This window comes from Sphingopyxis sp. TUF1, assembly GCF_036687315.1.
Classification (GTDB): Bacteria; Pseudomonadota; Alphaproteobacteria; order Sphingomonadales; family Sphingomonadaceae; genus Sphingopyxis; species Sphingopyxis kveilinensis.
The window spans coordinates 3,115,103-3,131,598 of the sequence record NZ_CP144683.1; the positions used below are offsets into that span (position 1 = coordinate 3,115,103).

Sequence of the window (16,496 nt, forward strand, 5' to 3'; positions counted from 1 at the left end):
CGTGAGCGAAACGATCGAGACCTGGTTCGACCAGCCGCTGCTGTTCACCATTGCGGAGCGGCATGTGCGCGGGCGTTTGGTGCGGCTTGGTCCCGTGCTCAACACTATCATGTCGGCGCACAGCTATCCACCGGTCGCTGAAAAGCTGCTCGCCGAGGCGCTGGTGCTCACCGTGCTGCTCGGCTCAACGCTGAAGACCGAGGACAGCCAGCTGACCCTGCAAGCGCAGACCGGCGGCGGTCCCGTCGAATTGCTCGTCTGCGATTACAAGGCGGGCGAGCTGCGCGGCTATCTGAAATTCGATGCCGAGCGGCTGGCGGAGGTGGGGTCCGATCCCACGCTGTTCGCGCTGTTCGGCGAGGGCTTTCTGGCGATCACCTTCGATCAGGCAGCAACGGGCGAACGCTACCAGGGCATCGTCCCGCTCGAGGGATCGTCGATCGGCGATGCCGCCGAACATTATTTCGAACAGTCCGAACAAATCCCCAGTCTGATCAGCCTCGCCGCGCGCCACGATGCCGAGGCGGGGTGCGTCGCGGGCGGGCTGCTGCTTCAGCATCTTCCCGAGGGCGAGGTGGGGCGCGACCGGCTGCACGTGCGGCACGACCATCCCGAATGGGACCATGCCAAGACGATCTCCGCGACGCTGAAGGACGAGGAACTCACCGACCCCGCGACCTCGCTCGAAACGCTGGCATGGCGCCTGTTTCACGAGGATGAAGTGCGCGTCGAGCCCGGCACCATGGTGTCGCGCGGTTGCCGATGCAGCACCGATTATTTCGCGGGCGTGCTGGCGCAATTCCCGGCTGCCGAGCGCGCAGAGATGGCGGACGAAATGGGTGACATCGTCGTCGATTGCGCCTTTTGCTCGCGTTTCTTCCCCATTCCGCTAGCTGAAATCGCCGATCGCGAACGCGAGGCCTGACGGGGTATTTGCTGCGGCTTTAGCGGCAAAGCGAGACAATTCGGCGCCAAGCGGTTGAAATTGGGACCGTGCGTTGTTAGCTTACGAAGGAGCAGGGTCGCAATCCATAGCTCAGGCAGGTCATGGACGGACGAATGGCGATCTTCTCTCCCCTTACGCGAATTATGTTCTTGGCGCTCGGCTTTGCGAGCGCAAGTGCCGTCCCGGCGCAGGCGCCATCGCTGGCTATGCTCGATCGTCTCGAAAAAGGCAGCTGGCAATTGCGTGAACGCGGCGCGACCGCGGTGTTGCAGACCGTGTGCATCGGCGACGCGCGCCGGTTGATCCAGATCCATCATCCGGGGGCGAATTGCGCGCGTTATGTCATCGAAGACAAGCCTAATGCGGTGACGGTCCATTATACTTGCCCCGGTGCGGGGCATGGCCGGACAACGATCCGCAGCGAGACCAACCGGCTCGTGCAGATCGACACGCAGGGGATTGCGGAGGGCAGGCCTTTTTCGCAGGCGATCGAGGCACGTCGCACCGGCGCTTGCTGAACCAATATATTTTTAACCATTATCGGCTATGAAGTAAGAGTGGCATACCGATGTGTGCCCTTCTCCCTAACGGCTTACATGCCGGAACTGGGCCGTGCGGCGAATGCCTCGCGGCCCGTTTCTTTGGCGCGCCGCGGCACTTGCGCCCCCGGCGGACGCAGCCTATCTGGCGCCGATGCAAAATGTGTCCGGAAAATCGGTGATCGTCCTTCTGTCGGGCGGGCTCGACTCGATGGTCTGTGCCGGCCTCGCGCGCGAGGCGGGTGCGCGGATCGTGGCGCTGACGATCGACTATAACCAGCGGCACCGCGTCGAGCTGGAATCGGCCGCGCGCATCGCCGATCATGTCGGCGCGGCCGAGCATATTGTCCTGCCGCTGGACCTTCGCCGCTTTGGCGGGTCGGCGCTGACCGACGACATCGACGTGCCGAAGGAAGGGGTAGGAACCGACATTCCGGTGACCTATGTCCCCGCGCGCAACCTGATCTTTCTGTCGCTGACGCTGGGTCTCGCCGAAGCGCGACAGGCCGCGGATATCGTGATCGGGGTCAACGCGCTCGACTATTCGGGCTATCCCGACTGCCGTCCCGAATTTATCGCGGGGTTCGAAAAGCTGGCGGCGCTCGCGACGCGCGACGGCGATCAGGGCACGCAATTTCATATCCACGCGCCGCTCCAGCACATGACCAAGGCCGACATCGCTGCCGAGGCCGCGCGGCTCGGCATGGACGCGGCGATGAGCTGGTCATGTTACGATCCGACGCCCGAGGGCCTGCACTGCGGCGCGTGCGACAGCTGCCGTTTGCGCAGCAAGGGTTTTGCTGACGCCGGGCTCGCCGACCCGACGCGCTACGCCTGATCCGATGGCCTATTCGGTCAAAGAGATTTTCCTCACGCTCCAGGGGGAGGGCGCGCGGGCGGGCCGCCGCGCCGTCTTCTGCCGTTTTGCGGGCTGTAATTTATGGACCGGTCGCGAACAGGACCGCGCGAAAGCCGTCTGCAAATTCTGCGACACCGATTTTGTCGGCACCGACGGCACATTGGGCGCGAAGTACCGAGATGCGGCGGCGCTTGCCGACACGATCGCCGATAGCTGGGGGCCGGGCGTCGATGACCGCTATGTCGTGCTGACGGGCGGCGAGCCGATGTTGCAGGTCGATGCCGCGCTGATCGATGCGCTGCACGCGCGCGGTTTCGCCATCGCAATCGAAAGCAACGGCACCCTGCCGATCCCGCGCAGCATCGACTGGATCTGCGTCAGCCCGAAGGCCGGGAGCGAACTGGTGCAGCGGAGCGGCGACGAGCTCAAACTCGTTTGGCCACAACCGGGCAGCGATGTTGCGGCACTCGTCGGGCTCGATTTCAAGCATCGGCTCGTGCAGCCGCTCGACGATCCGAACGCCGCGGCCAATGTGCAGGCGTGTATCGACCTCGTGATGGACGATCCGCGCTGGCGCCTCTCGCTCCAGACGCACAAGAGTCTGGGGCTGCGCTAGCGTCTATTCGCCCTTTTTCGCGGGAGCGTCGGGGGTGACCGCCTTTTTGACGGCGGGCATATCGACCGCGTCGGGATTCTCGTCGGCCTCGGCGGGCGGCGCGGTCTCGTCCTCGCCTTCGCTTTCATCGGGATCGGTGGTCTTCTTCGCCGTCCCGTCGTCGGGAACGCTGTTATCGACGGCGGTACCGTCGCTGACCGCATCGTCGAGGATAATCATCGAATCGCTCACCGATCCGGGCTGAACCTCGACCGCGTCGAGCTTGGTCGTCGACGTGCCGCCGGTGTCGCCGCCGCCGCACGCGGCGAGGCCAAGGAGAAGGAGCGAAGGCAGAAGGGTCCGGGTCATGCGCTGGTCCTAATCGCTTGGCCGCAGCTTGTCGAGAAAGGCAGGAAGCGTCGCCGCCAGCGCGGCATCGACATCGGCAAAGCCGGCTTTCTTGCCGAGTGCGGTGAGACTGGTGACGGGATATTCGGCGATCCCACACGGCACGATGCCATTGAAATGCGTCAAGTCGGGCGCGACGTTCAGCGAAAAGCCGTGCATCGTCACCCAGCGTTTGACGCGCACGCCGATCGCGCCGATCTTTGCCTCGCGTCCCTGTTCGTCGTCGGTCCATATGCCGATGCGGCCATCGGCGCGTCGCGCTTCGATGCCCAGCAGCGCCAGCGCATCGATCACCCAGCCCTCAAGCGCGTGGACATAAGCGCGCACATCGCGTCCGCGGCGCGTCAGGTCGAGCTGGACATAGCCGACGCGCTGGCCGGGGCCATGATAGGTATAACGCCCACCGCGTCCGGCGTCATAGACCGGAAAGCGCGGATCGAGCAGCTCGGCCGGATCGGCGCTCGTTCCGGCGGTGTAGAGGGGCGGATGTTCGAGCAGCCAGATGCGTTCGTCCGCTTCGCCCGCGTGGATGGCTGCAGCACGCGCCTCCATCTCGACAAGCGCCGCCGCATAGTCGGTCAGGCCCGGACTAATGGTCCATTGGGGGGGCGGAAGTGAGGGCATGACGCGGGCTATCTGGCGCGTCGTCGGCGTCGGCGCAAGGCCTACCGGACTTCGAGCCAACGGGGCTGGACAGACAGGGTGAATAGCGTCACTTTCGTTGCGACAGGGAAATCGGAAAATCACGGGGTATCAATGACAAAATTCGACATGGGCGCGGCGTGGGACGACACATTGCTGCTGCTCAGATCGCACAGGGCGCTGATCGGCGCGATCGCCGGCGTGTTTTTCTTTCTGCCCGCGCTCGCCTTCGCATGGTTTGGCCCCGTGCCGATCGAGCCGCCCGCGGGCACCGAGATCGAGCAGGTGATGGAAACATATCGTGAAAGCTTTCGGCAGATGATCCCCGGCCAGATCGCCGTCGCGCTCAGCACGATGATCGGCACCGTCGCGATCCTGCGGCTGTGGCTCTCGCGGACCGGCGTCAGCGTCGGCGAAGCGCTGACCTTTGGCCTGATGCTGTTTCCTACGATGATAGCGGCGCAGATCCTGTCGGGCATCGGCATCGGTTTCGGCTTCGTCTTGCTGATCGTTCCGGGCCTTTACCTGATCGGTCGATTGGCGCTGGTGGCGCCGGCGATTGCAGACCGGAGCATCTATAATCCGTTTGCCGCGATCCGGACGAGCTGGGACCTGACCAGGGACAATGGCTGGGCCGTGTTCTTTTTCCTGTTTCTCGTCGCGCTTGTCATTTTCATCGCCGCACTCATCGTCGGCGGAGTGGTCGCGGTCGTCGCGGGGACCGAGCCTGGCTTTGGCCGCATGGTCGGCGGTTTGGTAGAAGCGGCGTTCGGTGCGATCGGCAGCCTTTTTTCGGTAGCCGTCGCCGCGGCCGCCTATCGCCAGCTGGCGCTGCGCAGCGCATCCGACGTGTTTCAGTGACCGATAAAATGCCCGGATATAAATAGGCAAGCCGCCCCGCGCGACGTCACAAAGGCTCTCACCCGCTTCGGATTGCATGGAGAATAAGGTTCGATAACAGGGGGAAGTGACATGACGAAAATGAGTATCGGAGCGGCCTTTTCGGAGACCTTCGCGTTTCTGAAAGCCAATTGGATGCAGATGCTGATGTGGGTCGGCGGAGCGCTGGTCCTCGTTGGTTTGCTCGCCTACCTGTTTCTCGGATCGACATTTACAGCGATGGCGATGGCGCCGAACGATCCGTCGGTGGTCATGGGCGCGTTCGGCAGCATCGCCGTATTCGCGCTGATCGCCGCAGTCATCTTTTATGGCGTGTCGATGCTCATCTGGCGCGGCGGAATGCATCCCGGCGAAGCGCCGAATTTTGCTTGGGCGTTTCAGGCCGGGCCTGCTCTGGCCTTTGGCATGATGGTCGTGATGATCGCCGCCTATATCGTCATTTTTATCGTCATGTTCATCCTGACGCTGATTTTCGGCGCGGCGCTTGGCGGAATGGGCGCATTTTCGCCGGCGGCGCTCGAATCGGGCGATGTCGGCGCGATCGGTGGTGGAGCGATCCTGGTCATGATCCTCTTCTACATCGCGTTCGTCGTTTTCCTGTTGTGGGTGCAGGGCCGTTTCTTGATCGCGGGACCGGTGATGGCGGAGCGCCTGACGCGCAATCCGGTGACGGGCCTTGGCGAATCGTGGCGGCTGACCGGGCCGTCGCAGTGGGGAATCGTCGGTTTCTACCTGCTCTTCGCGATCGGCATGTTTGTCTATGTACTGGTGGCGGGGATGATTTTTGGCGGGGTCTTGGGCGCGATCGCCGGGGGGTCAGACCTTGGCGCGATGCTGACGATGATCGTCGTCGGAGCGCTCGTCTACCTTCCGGTCATCATGCTGACATTTTCGATGCCGGTCGGCGTCTATCGCGCGATCGCCCCGCGGGCATCGGGCGAGATATTCGCCTGATCGACGCAAGCATGGGCGACGGGGCGCTCCGGTAAACGGGGCGCCCTTTTCGCGTCAGCTCCACTTGGCGAGCGGCGGCAGACTCATCAGGATGGCGTCGATATTGCCGCCGGTCTTGAGCCCGAACAATGTCCCGCGGTCGTAGACAAGGTTGAACTCGGCATAGCGACCGCGCCAGATCAGCTGTTCTTCGCGCTCGGCGTCGCTGAAGGGCTGCTTCATCCGGCGGCGCACGATCTGGGGAAAGACATTAAGAAAAGCCTCGCCCACCGCCTGTGTCAGCTGGAAATTGCGATCGAACTCGGCATCGTCGCCGCATTCGAGATGGTCGTAAAAAATGCCGCCGACGCCGCGGTGGACGCCGCGGTGCGGGATATAGAAATAATCCTCGGCCCATTTGGCATAGCGTTCGTAGACGTCGGGACCAAAGGGCGCGCAGGCGGCGCGCAGCCGCGCATGGAACGCATCGGTATCTTCCTGATACGGAATCGGCGGATTGAGGTCGGCGCCGCCGCCGAACCAGCGCTTCGTTGTGACGAGGAAGCGCGTGTTCATATGCACCGCGGGGACGTGCGGGTTCGCCATATGCGCGACGAGGCTGATTCCGGTCGCAAAAAAGCTGGGGTCGTCGCCCGCGCCGTGGATCGACGCGGCAAAGTCGGGCGCGAACTGGCCGCCGACGGTCGAGACATTGACCCCGACCTTTTCAAAGACCTCGCCGGTCATCACCCCGCGCACGCCGCCGCCGCCTTCACCCGGCTCCAGCCCGTCGGCCTCGCGATCCCAGGGCGTGTAGGTAAAGCGCGCGTCGCTGCCGGCTTCGGCCTCGATCGCCTCGAACTCGGCGCAGATGCGGTCGCGAAGCGATTCGAACCAGTCGCGCGCGCGCTGTTGCTGCGGATCGAGCGGGATCATGACGGAAAGCCTTTCGTTTGCCGGAGCGCCTCGGCGAGCGCGATGCCAGCGGCGACCGCGACATTCAAGGATCGAAAGCCGGGCCGCATCGGAATCGCGACCCGTGCGGTGGCGGCAGCGTGGACACGCGGCGGGACGCCCGCGCTTTCCGATCCGAACATGAGCACGTCGCCGTACTCGAACGTGAAGTCGGGAAGCGGGGTAGCACCCGCGGTGGTCAGGAGAACGAGCCGCCCGCCGCTGCCCCGCGACCAGTCGCAAAAGCCGTCCCAATCGGCGTGGCGCCGGACATCGGCGCGCGCGGCATAGTCCATTCCCGCGCGCCGCAGCGCCGCGTCGCCAAAAGGAAAGCCGCACGGCTCGACAATGTGCGCGGATACGCCAAAGCAGGCGGCGGTGCGCAGGATCGTGCCGACATTGCCGGCGATGTCGGGTTGAAACAGCGCAATCTCCATCCCGCCCCCTTACAGGCCAAGGCGCTGTGAATCGAGAGGCTTGCCCGCGGCGGGGCGGCCCGGTGCGCGAAGCGGAAATTGCCTGTTGGCAAGCCCCGACTGTGCGGCTATCAGGCCCGCAATTCCCGGAGGGGCCGCCGGGTTGTGCGCTTTCGTGCGCGTGCAACAGGGCGGAACATGGCTTCGGGAATGATTTCTAGTTCACCCATGCAAGGGCAGTCGAATGGCCAGTGAAACTGAACTCAACGCCGGTATCGAGGATGGCGTACGCCGCCGGGATTTCATCAATATTGCGGCGGTGAGTTTCGCGGGTGTCGGGGCCGTCGCCGTCGTGCTGCCGCTCGTCAATCAGATGAATCCGTCGGCCGACGTTCTGGCGCTGTCGACGACCGAAATCGACATTTCGGCGATCCAGCCCGGCCAGGCGATCAAAACCAGCTGGCGCAAGCAGCCTGTGTTCGTCCGCAATCTGGTCGCCAAGGAAATCGCCGAAGCCAAGGCGGTGCCGCTGGGCGATCTGCGCGATCCCGAAACGATCGACCAGCGCACCAAGCCCGGTAAGGAAAACTGGCTGATCACGCTGGGCGTCTGCACCCACCTCGGTTGCGTGCCGCTCGGCGCCGCTGAGGGCGAGAACAAGGGCGACTTTGGCGGCTACTTCTGCCCCTGCCACGGATCACACTACGACACCGCGGCGCGCATCCGTAAGGGCCCGGCACCCAAGAATCTGGTTGTGCCGCCCTATGAATTCAACAGCGACACTGTCGTGACGATCGGCTGAGGAGCGAGATAAGATGAGCTTTCCCTGGGCCAAAAATTATGAACCCCAGCAGCCGCTGATGAAGTGGCTGGACGAGAAGCTGCCGCTGCCGCGCCTCGTCTACAATGCGATCGGCGCAGGTTACCCCGTGCCGCGCAACCTCAACTATTTCTGGAACTTCGGCGTGCTCGCCGGCGCCGCGCTGATGATCCAGATCATCACCGGCCTCATCCTGGCGATGCACTATGCTGCCAATGTCGGCGTGGCGTTCAATTCGGTCGAGCATATCATGCGCGACGTCAACGCCGGGTGGTTCATTCGCTATGCGCATATGAACGGCGCGAGCATGTTCTTCATCGTCGTTTACCTGCACATTTTCCGCGGCCTTTATTACGGATCGTACAAGGCGCCGCGCGAAATGGTGTGGCTGCTCGGCGTCGTGATCTTCCTGCTGATGATGGCAACCGCCTTCATGGGCTATGTGCTGCCGTGGGGCCAGATGAGCTTCTGGGGCGCGCAGGTGATTACCGGTTTCTTTTCCGCGATCCCGATCGTCGGCGAGCCGGTGCGCCAGTGGCTGCTCGGCGGCTTCGTTCCCGACAATGCGACGCTCAACCGCTTCTTCTCGCTCCACTATCTGCTGCCGTTCGTGATCCTGGGGGTCATTATCCTGCACATCTGGGCGCTGCACATTCCGGGGTCGAACAACCCCACGGGCATCGAGGTGAAGGACGAACAGGACACCGTCCCGTTCCACCCCTATTACACCGCGAAGGACGGCTTCGGATTGGGTATCTTCCTGCTGGTGTTCGTCGCGCTGACCTTCTTCAGCCCGAACATGCTGGGTCACGCTGACAATTATATCCCGGCCAACTCGCTGTCGACGCCGGCGCATATCGTTCCTGAATGGTATTTCCTGCCCTTCTACGCGATCCTGAAGGCCTTCACCTTCAACTTCCTGTGGATCGATGCGAAGCTGTGGGGCGTCATTGCGATGTTCGCATCGATCGCGCTCCTGTTCTTCCTGCCCTGGCTGGACAGCTCGCCGGTGAAGTCATCGACCTATCGCCCGCTGTATCGCTGGTTCTTCTGGGTGCTCGTCGCCGACGTGCTGCTCCTCGGCTGGTGCGGTATGCAGCCCGCCGAACAGCCGTGGGTGATCCTCAGCCAGATTGGCGCGATCTATTATTTCGCCCACTTCCTGGTCATTCTGCCGATCGTCTCGCGGATCGAACGTCCGCTGCCGATGCCGAATTCGATCACCGAAGCGGTCCTTGCAAAGCATGCCGACGACAAGTCGGCGGCCACGGCCTGAGCGCCAGACTTTAACAGGAGCTGATACAGCCATGGTTCGCCCGCTCGGATTTCTCGTCGGCCTCGGTTTCATCACCGCGCTGGTGCTCGCGATCTTCACGACGCCGCTGAAGAATGAACCCAATGTCGCCCATAGTTTCGTCAAGCATCCCCGGCATTTGAAGCTGGCGAGCGACGGCCTGATGCCGCATTGGGATCAGGCGCAGTTGCAGCGCGGGATGCAGGTGTACAAGGAGGTCTGCTCGGCCTGTCACAGCCTGAACCTCGTCGCGTTCCGCAACATTCAGGACCTGGGTTATACCGAAGGCCAGGTGAAGAGCTTCGCCAAGGGCTTCCAGGTGCCGTCGATCAACCCCGACACCGGCGAAGCCGCGACGCGCGACGGCCTGCCGTCGGATCATTTCCCGGCTCCCTATGCCAATGACGTTGCCGCGCGTGCAGCGAACAACAATGCGATCCCGCCCGACCTGTCGCTGATCACCAAGGCGCGCGAAGGCGGCAAGGATTATGTCTATTCGCTGCTGACCGGCTATCAGAACCCGCCGGCGAACCTTCCGGCGGAGCTGAAGCCGGGGACGGGGCTGCATTACAACCCCTATTTCCCCAACCTGAACCTGGCGATGGCGAAACCGCTGTCGGACGGACAGGTGACCTATGCCGACGGCACCAAGGCCACGGTCGATCAGATGGCGAAGGACGTCGCTGCCTTCCTCGTCTGGACCGCCGAGCCCAAGCTGGTGAAGCGCGTGCAGGTGGGCTGGGCCGTGTTCGGCTTCCTGCTGATCTTCACCGTGCTGACCTATCTGTCGTACCGCAACATCTGGGCCGACAAGAAGCATTGAGGACAGGGGAGGGCGACCGATCGATCGCCCTCCTTCCGTTCATCCGAACGCGGTCGACTTTTCAGGTCGGGCGTCCAGTTTTTCGGGCGGCCTAGAACCAGCTGCCGCGTTCGATCTCTTCGCTGTTTGCAGGCAGCGAGAAATATTGCCCGTCTTCGCCGACGATGACCGGCCCGTCGAAGCGATCCTCGGCTCCATCGAGAAACGCCGCATTCAGGTAAGGCGAGGGCATCGACGGCACCACATGACTGAGCACCAGCATCCTGACCCCCGCGGCGCGCGCACTGTCGGCCGCCTGCGCGGGGCTGGTATGGTAATCGAGGATGTCGCGCATGATCTGGGCGGTCTGTTTCCGTCCGGCCTTGTCGAGCTTGGCCGCGAGCGTGCGGACCATTGCTGGGTTCAGCGCCTCGTGGATCAGCAGATCAGCGCCTTTCGACGCCGCCTCGAGCGACTTTGACGGCGCGGTGTCTCCGCTGATGACAAGGCTGCGTCCCTTGTAATCAAAGCGATAGCCGACCGAAGGCTGCACCGGACGATGATCGACGGCGAAGGCGGTCACGCGCAGGCCATCCGCGTCATAGACGATAGTCGGTGCCGCCGGCATCGCAAAAGGCATGGCGGTGGCGCCAGCGGCCGCAGGCGGCGTAATATCGGGGCCATGATGCGCCGTGCGATAGCTGTTATCGCGCGCATAGGCGGCATTGAACCCCGATATGACACCCTCGACACCCGTCGGGCCATAGACGGGCAGCGGCGCCCTATTGCCGCTCGCGGTCCAGCGCAGCAGCATCATCGGTCCCATCCCGTCGATATGATCGGAGTGAAAATGCGTCAGGAACATCGCCTTGATGCGGCCGTTGGGCAAGCCCATCAAGGCGATGTTGCGCGCCGCGCCTTCGCCCGCATCGACGACGAACATCGCCTTGCCCGCTATCACGATGGTGCAGGCCGCGGCGCGTTCGCGGTTGGGGAGGGGGGAGCCGGTGCCGCACAGACCCGCGTGCAGGCCGTCGGGCAGGTCGGCGAGCGTGTCGCGGCTGATATTGTGTTCGGCTGCGCGTTCGAACAGCCACATGCCGATCGGGCGCTGAAATAGCCACGCGGCAATCGCCGCGATGCTGACGATTACCGCTGCCCATAGCGCGGCACGGCTTGCCTTGGTCATAGCTTATCCCCCATCCCGTCCCAGGCACCCGCGCCTGCTGGACAACGCGCTTTCATACGCGCAATCTCGGCAGCGCGGAAAGTTGCCAAATGAAACTTGCCGTTTACGTAAAGGTGAGCGGACAGTATAAGCGCGCCATTACCCGATGGGAGATTCGTGATGGACATGGAATTCAGCCCCGAAGATCTGGCCTTCCAACAGGAAGTGCGCGACTTCATTGCCGAAAATTATCCCGCCGAGCTTCGCGGCAAGCAGGAAGAGGGGGAAGAACTGTCCAAGGAGGATTTCCTCGCCTGGCACAAGATCTTGTACAAAAAGGGCTGGATCGCCCCCGCGTGGCCGGTCGAATATGGTGGCACCGGCTGGACCCCGACGCAGCGCTTCATCTGGTCCGAAGAGACGGCGCGCGCCGACTGCATCCGCCTGATGCCCTTCGGCCTCGCGATGGTCGGTCCCGTCATTTACACCTTTGGCACGCCCGAGCAGAAGGCCCATTTCCTTCCCCGCATCCTGTCGGGCGAGGATTGGTGGTGCCAGGGCTATTCGGAGCCCGGTTCGGGGTCCGACCTCGCTTCGCTGCGCACGACGGCGGTGCGCGACGGCGACGATTATATCGTCAACGGGCAGAAAACCTGGACGACGCTTGCGCAGCATGCCGACTGGGGCTTTTTCCTCGTCCGCACCGACAAGGACGCCAAGCAGCAGGAAGGCATCAGCTTCCTCCTCATCGACATGAAGTCGCCCGGCATCACCGTGCGCCCGATCATCACCTTGGGCGGCGAGCATGAAGTCAACGAGGTGTGGCTGGAGGATGTCCGTGTCCCCGTCGCCAACCGTGTTTACGAGGAGAATAAGGGCTGGACCTGCGCCAAGTTCCTGCTTGCGCACGAGCGCACCGGCATCGCCGGCGTCGCCGCGTCGAAACGCGGGATCGAGAAGGTGAAGGCGATCGCACGCACCGAGCTCGACGGTGACAAGCCGCTGCTCGCCAACCCCTTCTTCAAGCGCAAGGTCGCCGAGCTTGAGGTCGATCTGACCGCGCTCGAATTTACCGAGCTGCGCAGCCTGGCTGGCGCCAATGCGGGCAAGGGGCCGGGGCCCGAATCGAGCTTGCTCAAGATCAAGGGCAGCGAGATCCAGCAGCGGCTGACCGAGCTGACGCTGGAAGCTGTCGGCCATTATGGCGCGCCCTATTTCCGCGGTTTCGGCGAAGGCGACAACGAGCATCCGATCGGGCCCGATTATGCCCACCGCGCCGCGCCGACCTATTTCAACATGCGCAAGACGACGATCTATGGCGGGTCGAACGAGATTCAGCGCAACATCATCGCGAAGATGGTCTTGGGTCTTTGAGTAACGCGTCGCCCCCGCGAAGGCGGGGGCCGCAACCGGCCGGACTCAGCGCCGCAGTATAAACCTATAGCGGCCTCCGCCTTCGCGGGGGCGACGGGGATGTAAAATGGATTTCACCTACACCGAAACGCAGGACATGATCCGCGAAACACTGTCGCGCTTTCTGGCCGACACCTATGATTTCGAAACGCGTCAGAAGTTCATCAATTCGGACAGCGGGCGCGACCCGGCGATCTGGACTGCGCTGGCGCAGGAACTGGGGATGCTCGGCGCGGCCTTTGCCGAGGAGCATGGCGGCCTTGGCGGCGGCGCGCTCGAAAATGCGATCGTGATGGAGGAACTGGGCAAGGTCATCGGGATCGAGCCGTATCTGCCGACCGTCGTCATCGCGGGTGGCGCCCTCAAAGCCGTCGGCGGCGCGCAGGCGGATGCAATGATTCCCGAGATCATCGCCGGCAATGCGATTATCGCCTTTGCCTATGCCGAGCCGCAGGGTCGTTACGATCTCGCCAACCTCAAGACGAACGCGAAGAAGGACGGCAGCGGTTATGTCCTGAACGGTCACAAGAGCGTAGTCTATGCCGCGCCCTGGGCGACGCACCTGCTCGTCACCGCCCGGACCGGCGGCGGACAGCGCGACAAGGATGGCGTTTCACTGTTCCTGATCGACGCCAAGCTGCCGGGCATCATCCGCCGCGATTATCCGACGGTCGACGGTAGCCGCGCGTCGGAAATCTATTTCGAAAATGTCGCGATCCCCGGCGATGCGCTGCTCGGCGGCGAGGGAGCGGCGCTGCCGCTGATCGAACAGATTGTCGACGAGGCCACCGTAGCAACCTGCGCCGAAGCGACCGGCGTGATGCAGAAACTGCACGAAGGCACGCTCGAATATACGCAGCAGCGCAAGCAGTTCGGGGTGCCGATCGCCAAGTTCCAGGTGCTTCAGCATCGCATGGTCGACATGTTTATGGAGGTCGAACAGGCGCGCTCGATGACGATCATGGCGACGCTGAAGCTGGGCTTGCCGGCGAACGAACGCATGGCGGCGGTTTCGGCGGCGAAGAACAAGGTCGCGCGCGGCGCCAAGTTCGTCGGGCAGAATGCGATCCAGACGCATGGCGGCATCGGCATTACGCAGGAATTGGCCATCGGCCATTATTTCAAGCGTGCGACGATGATCGAGGGGCAGTTCGGCAGCGCCGACTATCATATGGACCGCTACGAGCAGCTCGCGCTGGCGGATTGACCGGGTCGACTGGACGCCCGAAGCTGACCATTATTTCAATCGTCATCCCGGCCTTCGCCGGGATGACGAATAAGGTGCGGGCGGCTTTTCACCCCGAAACGGACATTCGCTAATAAGCGACGTCGACCGCGATCCGTAAGGTACGGGGACGAAGCGGCGTCATAAACCCTTCGTTTCCTTCGACATAGGGCGTGCCGAGTGCGAAGCGGTTGCCGCGCGTATCGAACAGGTTGGTAAGCGTCAGCGACAGGCCGCGGCGCTCGTTGCCAATCCGCATTGCCAGGCCGGTATCGACATAATCGCCCTGGCTTTCTCCCAAAACCGGACCGATGCCAAGCCGCGACGGGCCGACATAGTTTGCCCAGCCATTGATTCGAAAATCCTCGTCACCGATAAAGGTCGCGTAATTGACCGATCCGCGGACGGCATGGCTGGCGACGTTGGGAATGCGTCCGAGCCGTTCGGGGGCGGCGACGAAAATGGGCAGGATCTGCGGCGACAGGTCGTCGACGCGGCTGTGGTTATAGATGGCGCCAAGCTCGAACGTCAGCGTATCGCTCGGCCGCATCGCGATGGCGCCCGACAGGCTGGTAATGCGGCCGTCGCCGATATTGGCCGTCGTCGGAAAGCCGTTGCTGTCGATGAAATCGGCCTGAATGTTTCGCCAGCGGCTGTAAGAGAGCGCCAGCGTCGCGTCGAGAAGCGTCCGGCTGCGGTCGCCGAAACGTACGCCCGCTTCCCATGTCTGGACCTGATCGTTCATGAAACGGCGCACGAAATTTCCGTTGATCGCGAGACCGCCGGGCCGGAATCCCTCCTGATAGCGCGCATAGACGCGCAGATTGGCGAGCGGCATTGCGAGCAGCGAGAAAGACGGCAGCAGGTCGGTTTCATTGCGCGATGCGGTCGTCTCGCGCCCGGCCTCCGCTAACGCGAAGGATACGCCTTCCGCCGTGCCGCCGAGGCGCGCGTGCGAGAGACGCAGGCCGCCTGTGGCGATAAGCCCCGGCATCAGTTCCTTCGTCACTTCGGCATAGCCGGTCCATTCGGTGATGCGATTGGTCACGCCCGGCAAGACGGTGGTGAGCGGCCCATAGGCATATTCGCGGTCCTGGCGTGCGCGATTTGCGACGACGCTGGCGCCCACGACCCAGCCGAGCCCATCGTAATAGGGTCGCCACAGACGGTTTTCGCTGGCGAGCATCCGCGTGGCGTTATGCTGGTTCAGCGCGCGTGGCACGCTTCGTGACAATTTGATCTCGATCGGGGCAAAGAGACGTTCGACATCGACGTTGCCGACGGCGATGCCCGACCCTCCGCCGCCGATCACGTCGCCCGCCGGCAGGCTGGCGTCGAAGCGTTCGGACAAGCCGTGGTCGATGAACGCGTTCGACGATTGAAAGCGCAGGTCGCCCCAATCCTTCATCAACACCAGCGTGCCAAGCGCGTAATGCGCCTTGGCCGGCTGTTCGATCATCGAATAGCGCGTCAGCGGCGGCGCATCCTTGTCGGCATATTGCGCGTCGTCGGAAGTGATCGCCTGATAGACGCCGCCGATGTCGATCGTCCAACCTTCGCCAGCCTCGACCCGAAAGGTGCCGCGTCCGCCGCGGATGTGGACGCGATTGATGTCGTTCTGCCCGCGCAGGGGATTGTCGATATAACCGCCGTCGGTAATCATATAGCCGACCAGACGCAGCGCGTGACCATCTTCGCCGACCGGAAGGTTGACGATCCCGGCGATGTCGCCGCCGGGGTCGCCATGCTGGGTCAGCGAAAGCCCCGCGATCGTCTGAACCGTCATGGCGCGCGGATCGGGGGCTTTGGGGATGACGCGGATGATGCCGCCGAGCGCTCCCGCGCCATAGAGCGTGCCCTGCGGTCCTTCGAGGATTTCGACATTGTCGATGTCATAGAGGCGCAGGTCGGGATCGGGTGCATTATAGCTGAGGCGGATGTCGCCCAGATATTGTCCGACGGTCGCCTGCGTCGGTCCGGTGAAGCTGGAATCGGCGATCCCGCGGATGAACAGCTTGTTGCGCCCCGAACCCAGATGGGTCGAGGAAACCGTGGCGGTTCGCGACAGGATTGAATCCATTCCGCGTTCGCCGCCAAACGCCAATTCGCCGCCATCCAATTGGGTGACGACGCCGGCGAAATGCGAATAGGGAAGATCGGTCTTCGACGCGGTGACGATGATCTCGTCATCCGGGGCGGCGACAAGGTCATTTGCCGGCGCGCGCGCGCGCGGTTGCGGCGGATGATCCGGCGCCGGGACGGCGCGCGCGCGCTGAATCGGCGGGCGCCTCTCGATCCGCCAGCTTGTCGCGCTGACGCGGACGGCGCGGGCATCGGTGCCCGCGAGCAGGCGGCGGATCGCCTCGTCGACTTGCATCGTTCCGCGCACCGGGCGGACACGCGCTTTCCACAAACGGGCGTCGGTCACGCTGATGCTGACGCCGCCCTGCTGGCTGATGATCGGTACCACCGCCGAAAGGCTGCCTTTCGGAATGTCGAACGCACGATCCTCGGCTGCCTCGGCGGCGGCAGGCAGGCTCAGCGCAATGGCGGCCGCGGCAAGGACAAGGCGCGCATCCATC

17 protein-coding genes are annotated in these 16,496 nt (G+C 63.4%); 11 read left to right on the forward strand and 6 right to left on the reverse strand.

Annotated elements, in window-relative coordinates; translation table 11 throughout:
* Position 1: 1 nt before the first annotated feature.
* The 4 genes from VSX77_RS14640 to queE all read left to right on the forward strand — a co-directional run bounded on the left by VSX77_RS14640 (position 2) and on the right by queE (position 2,960).
* Positions 2-925, forward strand: coding sequence for an Hsp33 family molecular chaperone HslO (locus VSX77_RS14640; protein WP_338425340.1), 924 nt, complete (start codon positions 2-4; stop codon positions 923-925).
* Between the two features lie 134 nt (positions 926-1,059).
* The gene (locus VSX77_RS14645; RefSeq protein ID WP_338425341.1) at positions 1,060-1,464 is read left to right on the forward strand and encodes a DUF3617 domain-containing protein; all 405 of its coding nucleotides are present in this window, start codon (positions 1,060-1,062) and stop codon (positions 1,462-1,464) included.
* A gap of 175 nt (positions 1,465-1,639) precedes the next feature.
* Positions 1,640-2,323 carry a 7-cyano-7-deazaguanine synthase QueC gene (queC, locus tag VSX77_RS14650; protein WP_338427284.1) on the forward strand — a complete coding sequence of 228 codons (684 nt, stop codon included), beginning with the start codon at positions 1,640-1,642 and terminating at the stop codon, positions 2,321-2,323.
* 4 nt (positions 2,324-2,327) lie between these two features.
* On the forward strand, positions 2,328-2,960 hold the full coding sequence (gene queE, locus VSX77_RS14655) for a 7-carboxy-7-deazaguanine synthase (protein WP_338425342.1): 633 nt from the start codon (positions 2,328-2,330) through the stop codon (positions 2,958-2,960).
* Between the two features lie 3 nt (positions 2,961-2,963).
* On the opposite strand, the gene VSX77_RS14660 is transcribed toward queE, so the two are convergent.
* On the reverse strand, positions 2,964-3,308 hold the full coding sequence (locus tag VSX77_RS14660) for a hypothetical protein (RefSeq protein ID WP_338425343.1): 345 nt from the start codon (positions 3,306-3,308) through the stop codon (positions 2,964-2,966).
* Between the two features lie 9 nt (positions 3,309-3,317).
* Positions 3,318-3,971 carry a lipoyl(octanoyl) transferase LipB gene (lipB, locus tag VSX77_RS14665; RefSeq protein ID WP_338425344.1) on the reverse strand — a complete coding sequence of 218 codons (654 nt, stop codon included), beginning with the start codon at positions 3,969-3,971 and terminating at the stop codon, positions 3,318-3,320.
* Positions 3,972-4,103: 132 nt separating this feature from the next.
* Here lipB and VSX77_RS14670 point away from each other — a divergent pair, with 132 nt between their 5' ends.
* Positions 4,104-4,850 (forward strand): hypothetical protein, encoded by a 747-nt coding sequence (locus tag VSX77_RS14670; protein ID WP_338425345.1) that lies wholly within the window; start codon positions 4,104-4,106, stop codon positions 4,848-4,850.
* 111 nt (positions 4,851-4,961) lie between these two features.
* Positions 4,962-5,843, forward strand: a complete 882-nt coding sequence (locus tag VSX77_RS14675) for a hypothetical protein (RefSeq protein WP_338425346.1) — start codon at positions 4,962-4,964, stop codon at positions 5,841-5,843.
* A 54-nt stretch (positions 5,844-5,897) separates the two neighbouring features.
* Here VSX77_RS14675 and hemF read toward each other — a convergent pair whose 3' ends face one another.
* Positions 5,898-6,758, reverse strand: a complete 861-nt coding sequence (hemF, locus tag VSX77_RS14680) for an oxygen-dependent coproporphyrinogen oxidase (protein WP_338425347.1) — start codon at positions 6,756-6,758, stop codon at positions 5,898-5,900.
* On the reverse strand, positions 6,755-7,213 hold the full coding sequence (locus VSX77_RS14685) for a tRNA (cytidine(34)-2'-O)-methyltransferase (RefSeq protein ID WP_338425348.1): 459 nt from the start codon (positions 7,211-7,213) through the stop codon (positions 6,755-6,757). The genes hemF and VSX77_RS14685 overlap by 4 nt, the downstream gene beginning before the upstream one ends.
* A gap of 223 nt (positions 7,214-7,436) precedes the next feature.
* Here VSX77_RS14685 and petA point away from each other — a divergent pair, with 223 nt between their 5' ends.
* The 3 genes from petA to VSX77_RS14700 are packed head-to-tail and all read left to right on the forward strand — an operon-like array spanning position 7,437 to position 10,129.
* Positions 7,437-7,994: a ubiquinol-cytochrome c reductase iron-sulfur subunit gene (gene petA, locus VSX77_RS14690; RefSeq protein ID WP_338425349.1), complete on the forward strand. Its 558-nt coding sequence runs from the start codon at positions 7,437-7,439 to the stop codon at positions 7,992-7,994.
* 13 nt (positions 7,995-8,007) lie between these two features.
* Positions 8,008-9,288, forward strand: a complete 1,281-nt coding sequence (locus VSX77_RS14695; RefSeq protein ID WP_338425350.1) for a cytochrome b — start codon at positions 8,008-8,010, stop codon at positions 9,286-9,288.
* Between the two features lie 31 nt (positions 9,289-9,319).
* Positions 9,320-10,129 (forward strand): cytochrome c1, encoded by an 810-nt coding sequence (locus tag VSX77_RS14700; protein ID WP_338425351.1) that lies wholly within the window; start codon positions 9,320-9,322, stop codon positions 10,127-10,129.
* 91 nt (positions 10,130-10,220) lie between these two features.
* Here the strand turns inward: VSX77_RS14700 and VSX77_RS14705 are convergent, their stop codons facing one another.
* A complete protein-coding gene (locus tag VSX77_RS14705) occupies positions 10,221-11,297 on the reverse strand; it encodes an MBL fold metallo-hydrolase (RefSeq protein ID WP_338425352.1) in 1,077 nt (358 codons plus the stop codon).
* A 159-nt stretch (positions 11,298-11,456) separates the two neighbouring features.
* Here VSX77_RS14705 and VSX77_RS14710 point away from each other — a divergent pair, with 159 nt between their 5' ends.
* Both VSX77_RS14710 and VSX77_RS14715 read left to right on the forward strand, forming a co-directional pair.
* Positions 11,457-12,650 (forward strand): acyl-CoA dehydrogenase family protein, encoded by a 1,194-nt coding sequence (locus tag VSX77_RS14710; protein ID WP_338425353.1) that lies wholly within the window; start codon positions 11,457-11,459, stop codon positions 12,648-12,650.
* A 106-nt stretch (positions 12,651-12,756) separates the two neighbouring features.
* Entirely contained in the window at positions 12,757-13,896 is a 1,140-nt protein-coding gene (locus tag VSX77_RS14715) for an acyl-CoA dehydrogenase family protein (RefSeq protein WP_338425354.1), read from the forward strand.
* Positions 13,897-14,005: 109 nt separating this feature from the next.
* Here VSX77_RS14715 and VSX77_RS14720 read toward each other — a convergent pair whose 3' ends face one another.
* Positions 14,006-16,495 carry a TonB-dependent receptor domain-containing protein gene (locus VSX77_RS14720; RefSeq protein WP_338425355.1) on the reverse strand — a complete coding sequence of 830 codons (2,490 nt, stop codon included), beginning with the start codon at positions 16,493-16,495 and terminating at the stop codon, positions 14,006-14,008.
* Position 16,496 lies beyond the last annotated feature (1 nt).

Coding starts and splice junctions, on each gene's coding strand:
- VSX77_RS14645 (WP_338425341.1), top strand. CDS start 1,060: ATGGCGATCTTCTCTCCCCTTACGCGAATTATGTTCTTGGCGCTCGGC.
- queC (WP_338427284.1), top strand. CDS start 1,640: ATGCAAAATGTGTCCGGAAAATCGGTGATCGTCCTTCTGTCGGGCGGG.
- queE (WP_338425342.1), top strand. CDS start 2,328: ATGGCCTATTCGGTCAAAGAGATTTTCCTCACGCTCCAGGGGGAGGGC.
- VSX77_RS14660 (WP_338425343.1), bottom strand. CDS start 3,308: ATGACCCGGACCCTTCTGCCTTCGCTCCTTCTCCTTGGCCTCGCCGCG.
- lipB (WP_338425344.1), bottom strand. CDS start 3,971: ATGCCCTCACTTCCGCCCCCCCAATGGACCATTAGTCCGGGCCTGACC.
- VSX77_RS14670 (WP_338425345.1), top strand. CDS start 4,104: ATGACAAAATTCGACATGGGCGCGGCGTGGGACGACACATTGCTGCTG.
- VSX77_RS14675 (WP_338425346.1), top strand. CDS start 4,962: ATGACGAAAATGAGTATCGGAGCGGCCTTTTCGGAGACCTTCGCGTTT.
- hemF (WP_338425347.1), bottom strand. CDS start 6,758: ATGATCCCGCTCGATCCGCAGCAACAGCGCGCGCGCGACTGGTTCGAA.
- VSX77_RS14685 (WP_338425348.1), bottom strand. CDS start 7,213: ATGGAGATTGCGCTGTTTCAACCCGACATCGCCGGCAATGTCGGCACG.
- petA (WP_338425349.1), top strand. CDS start 7,437: ATGGCCAGTGAAACTGAACTCAACGCCGGTATCGAGGATGGCGTACGC.
- VSX77_RS14695 (WP_338425350.1), top strand. CDS start 8,008: ATGAGCTTTCCCTGGGCCAAAAATTATGAACCCCAGCAGCCGCTGATG.
- VSX77_RS14700 (WP_338425351.1), top strand. CDS start 9,320: ATGGTTCGCCCGCTCGGATTTCTCGTCGGCCTCGGTTTCATCACCGCG.
- VSX77_RS14705 (WP_338425352.1), bottom strand. CDS start 11,297: ATGACCAAGGCAAGCCGTGCCGCGCTATGGGCAGCGGTAATCGTCAGC.
- VSX77_RS14710 (WP_338425353.1), top strand. CDS start 11,457: ATGGACATGGAATTCAGCCCCGAAGATCTGGCCTTCCAACAGGAAGTG.
- VSX77_RS14715 (WP_338425354.1), top strand. CDS start 12,757: ATGGATTTCACCTACACCGAAACGCAGGACATGATCCGCGAAACACTG.
- VSX77_RS14720 (WP_338425355.1), bottom strand. CDS start 16,495: ATGGATGCGCGCCTTGTCCTTGCCGCGGCCGCCATTGCGCTGAGCCTG.